Source organism: Streptomyces sp. NPDC090106, from assembly GCF_044747265.1.
Taxonomy (GTDB): Bacteria; Actinomycetota; Actinomycetes; order Streptomycetales; family Streptomycetaceae; genus Streptomyces.
In genome coordinates this window covers 593,069-605,185 of record NZ_JBIVDS010000006.1, presented here as the reverse complement: position 1 = coordinate 605,185, position 12,117 = coordinate 593,069, and the positions used below count along the sequence as shown (strand labels likewise).

At 72.4% G+C, this 12,117-nt stretch carries 11 protein-coding genes; 3 read left to right on the top strand and 8 right to left on the bottom strand.

What is annotated here, in order from left to right:
- The 3 genes from ACIPSE_RS22760 to ACIPSE_RS22750 form a co-directional block, all read left to right on the top strand.
- A partial coding sequence (locus ACIPSE_RS22760; RefSeq protein ID WP_401665017.1) for a CoA transferase occupies window positions 1-298 on the top strand: 298 nt, incomplete at its 5' end.
- A gap of 182 nt (window positions 299-480) precedes the next feature.
- The gene (locus tag ACIPSE_RS22755; RefSeq protein WP_401665063.1) at window positions 481-1,872 is read left to right on the top strand and encodes an OFA family MFS transporter; all 1,392 of its coding nucleotides are present in this window, start codon (window positions 481-483) and stop codon (window positions 1,870-1,872) included.
- A gap of 22 nt (window positions 1,873-1,894) precedes the next feature.
- A complete protein-coding gene (locus ACIPSE_RS22750) occupies window positions 1,895-3,277 on the top strand; it encodes an OFA family MFS transporter (RefSeq protein ID WP_401665015.1) in 1,383 nt (460 codons plus the stop codon).
- A 101-nt stretch (window positions 3,278-3,378) separates the two neighbouring features.
- Here the strand turns inward: ACIPSE_RS22750 and ACIPSE_RS22745 are convergent, their stop codons facing one another.
- The 8 genes from ACIPSE_RS22745 to ACIPSE_RS22710 form a co-directional block, all read right to left on the bottom strand.
- Window positions 3,379-4,410, bottom strand: a complete 1,032-nt coding sequence (locus ACIPSE_RS22745) for a sugar phosphate isomerase/epimerase family protein (RefSeq protein WP_401665013.1) — start codon at window positions 4,408-4,410, stop codon at window positions 3,379-3,381.
- An 82-nt stretch (window positions 4,411-4,492) separates the two neighbouring features.
- Window positions 4,493-5,902 carry a nucleotide pyrophosphatase/phosphodiesterase family protein gene (locus tag ACIPSE_RS22740; RefSeq protein WP_401665012.1) on the bottom strand — a complete coding sequence of 470 codons (1,410 nt, stop codon included), beginning with the start codon at window positions 5,900-5,902 and terminating at the stop codon, window positions 4,493-4,495.
- On the bottom strand, window positions 5,899-7,059 hold the full coding sequence (eboE, locus tag ACIPSE_RS22735; RefSeq protein WP_401665010.1) for a metabolite traffic protein EboE: 1,161 nt from the start codon (window positions 7,057-7,059) through the stop codon (window positions 5,899-5,901). Before eboE ends, ACIPSE_RS22740 begins: the two co-directional genes overlap by 4 nt.
- Before the next feature lie 3 nt (window positions 7,060-7,062).
- Window positions 7,063-7,917, bottom strand: coding sequence for a TatD family hydrolase (locus tag ACIPSE_RS22730; protein ID WP_401665009.1), 855 nt, complete (start codon window positions 7,915-7,917; stop codon window positions 7,063-7,065).
- On the bottom strand, window positions 7,917-8,783 hold the full coding sequence (locus ACIPSE_RS22725; RefSeq protein WP_401665007.1) for an EboA domain-containing protein: 867 nt from the start codon (window positions 8,781-8,783) through the stop codon (window positions 7,917-7,919). Before ACIPSE_RS22725 ends, ACIPSE_RS22730 begins: the two co-directional genes overlap by 1 nt.
- Window positions 8,780-9,703 (bottom strand): sugar phosphate isomerase/epimerase family protein, encoded by a 924-nt coding sequence (locus ACIPSE_RS22720; protein ID WP_401665005.1) that lies wholly within the window; start codon window positions 9,701-9,703, stop codon window positions 8,780-8,782. The genes ACIPSE_RS22725 and ACIPSE_RS22720 overlap by 4 nt, the downstream gene beginning before the upstream one ends.
- Window positions 9,700-10,863: an SCO3242 family prenyltransferase gene (locus ACIPSE_RS22715; protein ID WP_401665003.1), complete on the bottom strand. Its 1,164-nt coding sequence runs from the start codon at window positions 10,861-10,863 to the stop codon at window positions 9,700-9,702. The genes ACIPSE_RS22720 and ACIPSE_RS22715 overlap by 4 nt, the downstream gene beginning before the upstream one ends.
- Window positions 10,860-12,050: an inositol-3-phosphate synthase gene (locus ACIPSE_RS22710; RefSeq protein WP_401665001.1), complete on the bottom strand. Its 1,191-nt coding sequence runs from the start codon at window positions 12,048-12,050 to the stop codon at window positions 10,860-10,862. Before ACIPSE_RS22710 ends, ACIPSE_RS22715 begins: the two co-directional genes overlap by 4 nt.
- Window positions 12,051-12,117: the final 67 nt, after the last annotated feature.

Below are 12,117 nucleotides of genomic sequence, written 5' to 3'. Positions count from 1 at the left end.
CCCCAAGTGGCAGGTCCTCGCGGAACTCAACGCCCACAACATCCCCTGCGGGCCGATCCTCTCGACCAAGGAGATCATCGAGGACGCCTCCCTGGCCGCCGACGACATGATCGTCACCGTCGACCACCCCGAACGCGGCGCGTTCACCACGGTCGGCAACCCGGTCAAACTCTCCGACTCCTCCACCCTGATCACCGCTTCCCCCCTCCTCGGCGAGCACAACGAAGAGGTCTACATCGGCGAACTCGGCCTCGGTGACGAGGAGTTGCGCCTACTGAAGTCGAGCGGGGTGATCTGAGGTGGGGTCCCTTCACCCGCGCCGTGACGGCGCCAGGCCTCTCTGGGGGCGGCCCATGACGTGACCGAGCACGGGGCGGCCGACGGTGCGCGTCGGTACGGCCCCGGGACCCGTGTGCGCACGAAAGGCATTTGGACAGGGGGCGCTGGCCAGATCTTTCGACGCAAGGAGTCTTGACCGAGATGACAACCATCGACTACTCGACATCGGTTCCCTACCGGGAGGTGTCGGACCGCAACGGCCGCGTGTATCGCATCGGCGAGTCCGATGTCGACATCATGGGGCGCCGGCGCAAGTGGATGGTCATCCTGCCGTGGATCGGCATGATGGGCATCAGCTCCGCCGAGTACGCGTTCACCTCCGCCGAGGAGACCCTCCACGAGGCTCATCTGTGGAGCAGCGGACACATCTTCTGGCTCATGGGCGTCTGGGTGTTCTTCCAGGCCGCCGTGGCCTTCCCCGCCGGTCAGCTGCGCGAGAGCGGCAAACTTCCCGCACGGACGGCGATGATGCTCGGCGCCGTCGGCACCATGCTCGGGTATCTCTCCCTCGCGTACGCGCCGAACGTGCTGGTGGCCTACTTCGGCTTCGGTATGTGCAGCGGCATCGGCGCCGGTCTCGTCTACGCGACCTGCGTGAACATGGTCGGCAAGTGGTACCCGGAGCGCAAGGGCGGCAAGACCGGCTTCGTCAACGGCGGTTTCGCCTACGGCTCGGTGCCCTTCGTGTTCCTGTTCACCTCGTACATGGACCTGAGCAACTACCAGACGGTACTGGCCTGTGTGGGCGTCGGGCTGTGCCTGGTCGTCGCCTCGGCCGGGTGGTTCTTCCGGGACCCGCCGAAGAACTGGTGGCCCGAGCACGTCGACCCGCTGAAGGCCACCGACGACCCCAAGATCCGCCGGGCGCTGGAGAAGAACCCGCCGGCGACCAAGCAGTACACCCCGAGGGAGGCCGCTCGTCAGCCCGTTCTGTGGATGATGTGGTTCTGCCTGCTGTGCACGGCCGGCATCAACATCTTCGGCATCGCCTTCCAGGTGCCGTTCGGCAAGGACATGGGCTTCGCGGGCGGGATCGTGGCCACGGCGATGTCCCTGAAGGCGATCGTCAACGGCACCGGCCGCGGCGTCATCGGCTGGATCTCCGACCGCTACGGCCGCCGCAACACCCTGATCATCGTGTGCCTGGTGCTGGGCACCGCCCAGTTCGGCGTGCTGGTCTCCGGCCAGATGGGCAGCATGCCGTTCTTCCTGTTCTGCTCCATGGTCTCCGGCTTCGGCGGCGGGGCGATCTTCCCGCTGTTCGCCGCCATGACCGCGGACTACTTCGGTGAGAACAACAACGCCTCCAACTACGGCATGGTCTACAGCTCGAAGCTCATCTCCGGGCTCGTGGGCTCCGGCGTGGGCGCGGTCGTGGTCGGCGCCTGGGACTACGAGGGCGCGTTCGTCCTCGCCGGGTGCATCGGCCTGGCCTCCGCGGTCCTCGCCGTCTTCCTGAAGTCCCCAGGAACACCGCGCTCCGACCGCGCGGTCGCACCCAACCCCCAGCCGCTCGGCGAGGAAATGGCCTGACACACGGAGGAATTGGCCCGAGATGACGGCAGATCCCCTGGCAACGAACAGCTCGTCGACCGACGCCGCACACCGTCCCTACCGAGAGATCACCGATCCGCACGGCCGTACCTATCGCGTCGGCGAGACCGACCGGGACATCCTCGGTCACTCCCGCAAGCTCATGGTGTATCTGCCGTGGATCGCGATGATGGCCATCAGTGTCTTCGAGTACGCGTACGGCTCGGCGGAGGACACCCTGTCCCACGCCCACGGCTGGACGCAGAGCAACACCTTCTGGATCCTCAGCGTCTGGGTCTTCTTCCAGGCAGGTATCGCCTTCCCGGCGGGCTGGCTGCGGGAGAAGGGCGTCCTGACCGCCCGAAAGGCCATGTACATCGGCTCGTTCATGTGTCTGGCGGGATTCCTCGCCCTGTCGCATCTGGGCAATGTGTGGCTGGCCATCGTCGGCTTCGGCGTCGTCGGTGGCATCGGGGCCGGCCTGGTCTACGCGACCTGCATCAACATGGTCGGCAAGTGGTTCCCCGAACGGCGGGGCGCCCGGACCGGATTCGTCAACGGAGGATTCGCGTACGGATCACTGCCGTTCATCTTCATCTTCAACTACGGCTTCGACACGGCGAACTACCACCGTGTCCTGGACCTCATCGGCTGCTACATCGTGATCGTGGTGTTCGGATGCGCGTTCTTCTTCAAGGACCCGCCGAAGAACTGGTGGCCCGCGGACATCGATCCCCTGACGTTCTCGGGTGACGGCAAGAACGCGAAGGCGCTCGCGAAGAACCCGCCGGCGGTACGGCAGTACACCCCCAAGGAGGCCATCAGGACCGGCATGCTGCCCCTGATGTGGCTCGCCATCGTGATGACGGCGGGAGTGTCGATCTTCGGCATCTCCTTCCAGGTCGACTACGCCAAGGAGGTCGGCTTCGGCCCCCTGGTGGCGGCCTCGTCGATGGGTGTCATGGCGGTCATCAACGGCATCGGCCGCGGTGTCGTGGGCTGGCTCTCGGACCAGTGGGGCCGCAAGCAGGCGCTGGTGTTCGTGATCGTCGTCCTGGGGCTCGCCCAGTTCGGCGTGATCTGGGCGGGTGACGTCAGGAGCGAGGCGCTGTTCCTGTTCTTCGCCTTCCTCTCCGGCTTCGGCGGCGGCGCGTTCTACCCGCTGTTCGCGGCGCTCACCCCGGACTACTTCGGGGAGAACTACAACGCCTCCAACTACGGCCTGGTGTACAGCGGAAAGCTGATCAGCGGCCTCTTCGGCGGCGGACTGGGCTCCATGGTGGTCGCCGCGTGGGGCTACGACGGCGCGTACGCCCTGGCCGGGGGCGTCTCCATGGTGGCGGCGCTGATCGCGCTGACCTTGCGTCAGCCGGGCCGGACGCGGGTGCCGCAACCCGCTTCGTAGAAAGGCGGACCGAGCACAAGGCCGCACATGAGGAGGCCCTCCCCGACCGGATTCCTTCCGGATTCGGGGAGGGCCTCCTCATGTGCGGCCCCAGCGGTGGGTCAGCACTTCTCCCGCAGCGAGTGCAGGTGCTCGCTGGAGCGGCGGGCGAAGGTGAACGACTCGGCGGGCTGGTCGTGTTCGGCCTGCCAGTGGTGGGCGAGACGCTCGCCGCGCAGCCGGGTCACGGCGGAGATGAACCGCTGGTAGTCGATGTCGCCGTCCCCGACATCGGTCATCTGATAGCCGTAGGTACTGGCCGGGTCGTGGGTTCCGTCCTTGACGTGGAACAGCGGGTAGCGGTGGGGCTGGCGCAGCACGTAGTCGAGCGGCTCGAACGGCGCGGGCTTGCCGTCGGGGCGCTTGGAGAAGCGGAACTGGCCCGAGTAGGCCCAGAAGATGTCCATCTCCAGGAACACCAGGTCGGGGTCGGTCTCGGCGAGCAGCACGTCGTAGAGCCGGACCTTGGGGTTGTCGGTGGCGAAGGAGAACTCCTCGGAGTGGTTGTGCTGGTAGAACTTCATGCCGCGCGCCTTCGCCGCGGCGCCGTAGGTGTTGAACTCCGCGGCGGCCCGCTTCCAGGCGTCGACGGTCGAGCCGTAGCGGAAGGGCCCCGAGGCGGTGCCGATGTGCTTGAGGCCGAGGGCCTGGGCGTCGTCGAGGACCTTGGTGAGGTTCTGCGCGAAGGTGTACGCGTTGGGGTCGTCGGAGTAGTAACCGACGTGGCTGCCGATCGGGTTGAGCCCGTGGTCACGGGCGAGGCGGCGGAGCTGGGCGAGGGTGATCGGGCCCGCGGAGCCCTGGGTGTAGCCGGCGAACTCGACCTCGTCGTAGCCGTACTTCTCCAGTTCGGCGAAGACGGGGGCGAAGCCCAGGGTGGAGACCTTGTCGCGCAGGCTGTAGAGCTGGATGCCGAGGCGGCCGGGCGGCAGGACGGGACGGCCCCGGCCCCCGGGGGCGCTCGCGGCGGCGGTCGCGGGCGTGGCGGCGGCGCCGAGCAGGGCGGCGGCCGTGGCTCCGGCGGCCACGCCGAGCATGCCTCGTCTGCTGAGGCGGTGGGTGAGTTCGGGGTCGGGTCGGGAGATGCGGCTCATGCCTGGGACTCCTCTGTGTCTGAGGGCGTTGTCAGTGGCGGGTGCTTCACTGGTGACCAGTCGGACAGGAACAGCTCGCCGGTCAGGACAGACCGGCGAGCCGGAGCAGCAGGGACTTCACATCGGTGGCCGCCACGCGGTCGCCGACGGCACGGGGGGTGGAGCAGATGAGGAGCGGACCTTCGTCGTCGCTCGCGGGAAGGCGGCCGTGGCTGCCTCGGACAGGCGCCGGATCCAGAGGCACGACCGCCATGCGGTAGCGCAGGCCGAGCTTCTTGCGGGCCAGCGCGGTCGCCGCCTTGACCTTGACATAGGGGTCGAGGGGATCCATGAACAGTTCGACCGGGTCGTATCCGGGTTTGCGGTGGATCTCGACGAGCTGCGCGAAGTCGGGCGCGCGGGCGTCGTCGAGCCAGTAGTAGTACGTGAACCAGGCGTCCGGCTCCGCCAGGGCGACGAGTTCGCCGGAGCGCGGATGGTCGAGCCGTTGGGCCTTCTTGCCCTGGTCGTCGAGGAGCCGCTCGATGCCGGGCAGGCCGGCGAGGGCCGCGCGGGTGGCGTCGAGGTCCTCGGGGCGGCGCACATAGACGTGGGCGATCTGGTGGTCGGCGACCGCGAAGGCCCGTGAGGCCATCGGGTCCAGGTACTCCATGCCGTCCTGGGTGTGCACCTCCAGGAGTCCGGCGCGGCGCAGCGCGCGGTTGATGTCGACGGGCCGGTCCGCGCGGGTGATCCCGTACTCGGACAGGGCGACGACGGTACGGCCCTGTGCGCGGGCGTCGTCCAGGAGCGGGGCCATGGCCCGGTCCAGGTCGGCGGCGGCCTTCAGCGAGCGGGGGTCGTCGGGGCCGAAGCGCTGGAGGTCGTAGTCGAGGTGGGGGAGGTAGCACAGGGTCAGGTCGGGGCGGCGGGTGGCCATGACGTGCCGGGTGGCGTCGATGATCCACTGGCTGGAGACGAGGTCCGCGCCCGGTCCCCAGAAGTGGAAGAGGGGGAAGGTGCCGAGTTTCGCGGTGAGTTCGTCATGCAGGGCCGGGGGCCGGGTGTAGCAGTCGGGTTCCTTGCGGCCGTCGGCGTAGTAGACCGGGCGGGGGGTGACGGTGTAGTCGGTGTCGGCGCCCATGGCGTACCACCAGCAGATGTTGGCGACGGTGTAGCCGGGGTGGGCGCGGCGGGCGGCGTCCCAGAGCTTGTCGCCCTCGACGAGGCCGTTGTGCTGCCGCCACAGCAGGACGTCGCCGAGGTCGCGGAAGTACCAGCCGTTGCCGACGATGCCGTGCTCGGCGGGGTGGGTGCCGGTGAGGAAGGTGGACTGGGCGGCGCAGGTGACGGCGGGCAGCACGGTATCCAGCGGGGCCCGTGAGCCCCGCTGGGCGAGGGCCTTGAGGTGGGGCATGTGGTCGAGGAGACGGGGGGTGAGGCCGACGACGTCCAGCACGAGAAGGGGGGTGGGCGTGCCGGCGGGTGCGGGGTCGCCCGGGTGGGGGGTCATGGGAGTTCCTTCAGGCCGAGGTCGGTCAGCAGGTCGCGGGCGAGGGTGAGTTCGGCGGCGATGCCGTCGGCGAGCTGGGTCCGGCCGCGGGGCCGCAGGGCGGGCGGGAGGGCCTGCCAGGTGTAGGTCTCGACCTCCAGATGGGTGGTGAGCGGGTGCGGGCCGCCGACCAGCCGGGCCAGCGCCGCCTTGAGGACGGGCAGCGTGGAGGTGAGGGGCGCGGCGGGTGCCGCGTGCAGGGGGACGTGGAAGTGGGCGCGCCAGGGCGCCCCGTCGGGCAGGGCGTCGCCCGCGAGGGCCTCGCCGAGGTCGTCGGTGCCGCGGAGTCCGGCCGCGGTGGCGGTGCGGGTCTGGTGCAGGAAGCGGGGTTCGTCGAACGCGGCGAGTGCGGCGCGGACCTCGGGCAGATGGGGGTGCTCGGCGTGCAGGGCGGCCGAGAGCTGGGACTTGACGACGGTGACACCGGCGGCGGCGAGCGCGTCGACGGCGGTGTGCGGATCCTCGAAGGAGGTGGCGAGGTGGCAGGTGTCGACGCAGATGCCGATGCGGTCGTGGCCGATCGCGGTGAGCGGGGCGAGGGCGTCGCGGGTGGTCTCGACGGCACAGCCGGGTTCGGGTTCCAGGCCGACGCGGATCGACCGGCCGGTCAGCTCCTCCAGCGCGTCCAGGCGTTCCGCGAGCGCGCGCAGCGATTTCTCGGTGCGCTCGGCGTCGTGCGCCGTGCGCCAGGCGAGCGGCAGCGTGGAGATGCTGCCGTCGGTCACGTCGTCGGGGAGGAGTCCGGCGAGGATCCGGGCCAGGTCGGTGGTGTGGTCGAGGCGTTCGGGGTCGGCCCAGTCCGGTGTGTAGACGCGGTACTTGACCTCCTCGGCGCCGAACCCCTCGTAGGGGAAGCCGTTGAGGGTGACGACCTCCAGGCCGCGCCGGTCGAGTTCGGTGCGCAGGCCGCGCAGTGCGGAGGGGTCGGTGACCAGGGCGTGCGCGGCGTCCTTGGCGAGCCACAGGCCGATGCCGAGGCGGTCGCGGCCCAGGCGCCGGCGGACGGGTTCGCAGTGCTCGCGGAGCTGGGCGAGGACCCCGTCGAGGGTCTCGGCGGGATGGACGTTGGTGCAGTAGGCGAGGTGGACGGTCGAGCCGTCGGGGTGGCGGAAGCGCATGCCCTACTCGCCTCCGCGCAGGATCGAGTTGCCCTCATGGGTGGCGCCCGTGCCGGTGGGGCCGCTGTCGAGGGCGAGCCGGCCGCTGATCCCGTAGAAGGCGACGGGGTTGCGCCACAGCACGAGGTCGACGTCGTCCTCGGTGAAGCCGGCGGCGAGCATGGCGTCGGCGACCCTGCGGGTCTTGAGGGGGTCACTGCGGCCCCAGTCCGCGGCCGAGTTCACGAGGACCTTGTCGGTGCCGTAGGTCTTGAGGAGGGCGACCGTCCGGTCCTCGTCCATCTTGGTGTCGGGATAGACGGAGAAGCCGAGCCAGCAGCCGCCGTCCTTGGCCTCCTTGACGGTGGTCTCGTTGAGATGGTCGACCAGGACGTGGTCGGGCGGCAGCGCGGACTCCCGGACGACGTCGAGGGTGCGGCGCAGGCCGGCCAGCTTGTCGCGGTGCGGGGTGTGCACGAGCGCGGGCAGCGCGTGGTCGGCGGCGAGCTGGAGCTGGGCGGCGAGGGCGGTGTCCTCGGCCGGGGTCATGGAGTCGTAGCCGATCTCGCCGACGGCGACGACCTGGTCCTTGACGAGATACCGGGGCAGTTCGTCGAGGACGGGCGTGCAGCGCGGGTCGTTGGCCTCCTTGGGGTTGAGGGCCAGCGTGCAGTGGTGGGCGATGCCGTACTGGGCGGCGCGGAAGGGTTCCCAGCCGAGGAGGGCGTCGAAGTAGTCGAGGAAGGAGGCGGGCGAGGTGCGGGGCTGGCCGAGCCAGAAGGAGGGCTCGACGACGGCGCGGACGCCGGCCGCGTACATGGCCTCGTAGTCGTCGGTGGTGCGCGACGTCATGTGGATGTGGGGGTCGAAGATGCGCATCAGGACTCCTTGCCGTCGCTGCCGCGGGACGCGGGACGCTGCCCGGTGGGGGGTGTGGAGCTCGGGTCGGTCAGGGTCAGGACACGGTGCAGGTCCCGGGGCACGCGGCGGCCCGCGGCGGTGCGTTCGGCGGCGTAGTCGCCGAGCATGCGGGCCAGTTCGGGGTCGCCGTGGGCACGCCGGGCCAGTCCGTCCACGGCGTCGACGGGGACGCCGGTGAACAGGCACTTCAGGACGGCGTGCCGCCATGGGTGCGGGTCGAGATGGCGGGCGGCGTAGGGGCCGACGGCGGCGGCGACGAGCCGGGTGTCGTTGGTGCGCAGCGCGTCCTCGACCAGGGGCAGCGCGTCCGGTCCCGGCACCAGGTGGGGCAGGGCGTCGAGGACGGCGCGGCGTTCGGCGGCGGTGCCCTGCCGGTAGACCCGGGTGAGGGCGGCGGTGTCGGCGCGCGCCGCGTGCAGGATCAGGACGCGGACGGCGTCGGCGTGCTCGGTTCCGCAGCGCCGTCCGGCCTCGGCGAGCCGCAGTTCCCACACGGCGATGGGGCCGTGGGTGCCGGGGTGGGCGGCGGCCTCGTCGAGAGCCTGGTCGAGCCAGGCCCGGGCGGCGCCGGGGAGCCGCCTGGCGAGCCGGTCGTGCAGGGTGGCGGGAGGGACGCGGGCGGGGTCGGGGGCGGGGTCGGTCTGCGGGTCCCGGCCGGACGGGGGCGGGGCGGGGGTGGCGGTGTCCGGGGACTGCGTGTTCGGGGCCCGGGTGTCCGCGGGCGTGTGGGGATCCGCGGGGGTGTGGGGGTCCACGGGGGCCCGGGTGTCCGCGGGGGTGTGGGGGTCCGCGGGGGTGTGGGGGTCCGCGTGAGGGCGGGTCACAGGAGGCTCCCTTCGGGGGTGGCGGAGGGGGCGCCGGACGCGAGGGCGGCGGTGGCCGCCGTGTGCAGGAACCGGAGGGACGTTTCGGCGTAGTGGGGTCCCGCGTGGGAGTGGCGGGGCAGTTCGACGACGGTCAGTCCCCGGTAGCCGGTGCCGGCCAGGGCGGCGAGCACGGCCGGGACGTCGATCTCCCCCTCGCCGAAGGGGAGGTGCTCGTGCACGCCGCGGCGCATGTCCTCGATCTGGACGTGCCGCAGCCAGGGTCCCGCGGCGCGGACGCAGTCCTCGGGCGGCTCGGGTTCCAGGCACTGGCAGTGGCCGATGTCCAGGGTCAGCCCCAGGGGCCCGGGGTCGCCGAGCGCCCGGCGCAGCCGGTGGAAGTCGGAGAGCGTCGCGAGGAGATGACCGGGTTCGGGCTCCACGGCGAGCGGGACACCGGCGTCGGCGGCGGCCTCCACCACCGGTTCGAGGGCCACGCTGAGGCGGTCCCACGCCGTGTCCGGGTCCGTGCCCGGCGGGGTGATGCCGCTGAAGCAGTGCACGGCGTGCGCGCCGAGGTCGGTGGCGACGCGGACGGCGCGCACGAGGAGGTCCACGCGGCGGGCCCGGTCCGTGGGGTCCGGGTCGAGGAGGGAGGGGCCGTGCTTGCGGCGCGGGTCGAGGACGTAACGGGCACCGGTCTCCACGGTGACGCCCAGGCCGAGCGTGTCCAGCCGCCGGGCGACGTGCGCGGTGCGGGCGGCGAGGTCCGGGGCGAACGGGTCGAGGTGCATGTGGTCGAGGGTCAGGCCGAGCCCGTCGTAGCCGAGGTCGGCGAGGAGGCCGAGGGCGTCGTCCAGACGGAGATCGGCGAGGCCGTTGGTGCCGTAGCCGAACCGGAAGGGGGTGGCGCCCGTCCCGGCGCCGGGGTCGGCGCTCACGTGATGCTCACCTTCTTCGCGAACCTGCGTCCCAGGGGGGCGAGCGCGGCGACGAGCAGGGCACCGGCGGGCGCGCCCGCCCGGGCGGTGAGGGCGGCCTGGAGCGGGATCATGGCGCGGATCCCGCTGCCGACGGCGCGTTGGGTGAGCGGCGGTGAGGGGTTGAGGGCCGCGTGGACACAGGGCCTGGCCATGGTCGTGGCGTAGGCGGCGGCGAGGGCCCTGCGCAGCGCGGTCGTGGCGGTGGGGCCGGTGCCCGGCAGGCCGGGGGAGGCTGCTTCCCGTCGGCCTGTCGGGGGGCGGGGGGCGAGGAACCGGGTCAGGCACGCGGTGACGGCCAGGGCCGCGACGGGGGGCAGGTGTGCGCCGCCCTGTGTCTCGTGCCGGGACACGGCCGTGACCGCGAGGGTGTGGGTGCCGAGCGCGGCGGCGGAGGGCAGGGCCGCGCGGATGCCGCCGGTGGTGGCCGCGGCGCCCATCAGCAGGTCGAGCCCGCGGGCCGCGGCCATGGCCACCGGGCCCGCCGGGGTGTGCTTGAGGACGAGGTCGTAGGCCCAGACGGTGGCCGCGAGGGGTGCGGCGACCGCGAGTGCGGGGCGCCCTGCGCGGGCGGCGAGGGCCAGGCCCGCCGCGGTGAGACCGCCCGCCGCCGCCAGGGCCGCCGCGGGGCGGATCCGGCCGGACGGCAGGGGGCGGTGGGGTCGTTCGGCGGCGTCCTCGGCACGGTCCGCCCAGTCGTTGAGGGCCATACCGGCCTCGTAGAGGCAGAGGGAGGAGCCGATGGCGCAGACGGTGCGGGGGGTGGGGCGGAGGCCGGTGGCCGCGGCTCCGGCGAGCACGTCACCGGGGACGGTGAACAGGGCGGGCAGACGCAGGAGTTCGACCCAGGCCCCCAGCTCCGCACCCCGCGCACCCGCTGCGACGCGGCCGGCCCGCCCCTCCGGACCGGCGTCCCCGGTCCCCGCCCCCGATGCGGCGGCGCTCTGCTCCTCCGGTTCCGGGACGCGGGGCTGCCGCGGCCCGGTGAGGGGCCGTTGCCCTTGCTCCGGTGGCCCGGTGAGGGGCCGTTGCTCGTGCTCCGGTGGCCCGGTGACACGCTGTTGCTCGCGCTCCGCGGCGCGGCGTCGCTCCGGTGGGGTGGTCTGGCGGTGCGGTCTCATCGGGCCTCCCCCGGGCGGGCGTCGGCAGGGGCGGGTCCGTCGGCTGGGGCGCGTCCGTCGGCGGGGTCGGGCTTCAGACGGGTCGCGAGGCCGACCAGGGCCCGGTACTGCTCCCCCAGCGCCGCGGGCCCCTCGCCCACCGGGTCCTTGAAGTAGAAGCCCAGTTCGGAGAGGGGGCCGGACAGGCCCGTCTCGTGGGCGCGTGCGGTGAGGCGGGCCAGGTCGAGCACGAGGGGCGCGGCGAGCGCGGAGTCGCAGCCCTGCCAGATGGTCTGGAGGACCATGCGGGTGCCGAGGAAGCCGTCGAAGGCGATGTGGTCCCAGGCGGTCTTCCAGTCGCCGAGCGCGGGCACGTCGTCGATGTGCACCTCGCCCTCGGGGGCCGTGCCGAGGGTGTCGAGCAGGACGCGTTCCTTGCCGGCGTTCTTCGCCGCGGCCGCCGCGGGGTCGGCGAGCGCGGCACCGTCTCCGCCGCCGAGCAGGTTCGCTCCCGACCAGGCCCGGACGTCGAGCGCGCGCTGGGCGAACATCGGGCCGAGGACGGCGCGCAGCAGGGTCTGGCCGGTCTTGCCGTCCCGGCCCGCGTACGGGAGTCCGCTCGCCTCGGCCGAGGCGGCGAGCGCGGGGTGGTGCAGTCCGGCGGACGGGGTGAAGTTGACGTAGGGGCAGCCCGCGCGCAGGGCGGCGGCCGCGTACAGGGAGCTCGGGGGCAACGCGTCCCCGGTGGGCGCGGGTTCGGTGGAGGCGACGTTGACGACGACCGCCCGCGCCAGCCCGTTGCGGCGTACGAAGTCGTCGATGTCGGCGGCGAAGGCGGCGATCAGCTCGTCCTCGCCGGGGCCGGGTGTGGAGGCCGGGTGTGGGCCGCCGGGGCGGATCTCCCGGTCGGCGGCGGTGAGTTCGGCGGCGATCGCGGAGGGCAGGCCGGGTGGCAGCACGCCACCGGCGGCAAGTGCCTCGGCGCGCTTGGGCAGCGGGCAGTCGAGGGTGTCGTGGCCGCCGAAGACCAGTGAGGCGAGCGGCGGCAGCGCGGAGTCGGTGAAGGGCGGTGTCCCGGTGACCAGTCCGGTCGACGGGTGCAGACCGGCGGTCATGGCGGCGGCGCCGGCGACCACTGTGGTGGCGACGGAGCCACGGGCCCCGATCAGCCAGACACCTGTGCGGGACGGAAGGGCGGACGCGGACATGGGCAGCCTCCTTGTCGAACGCGTCGGGCGTGAATCCCTCTTCGGGCTCAGGGAGGGAAGGAAGCAG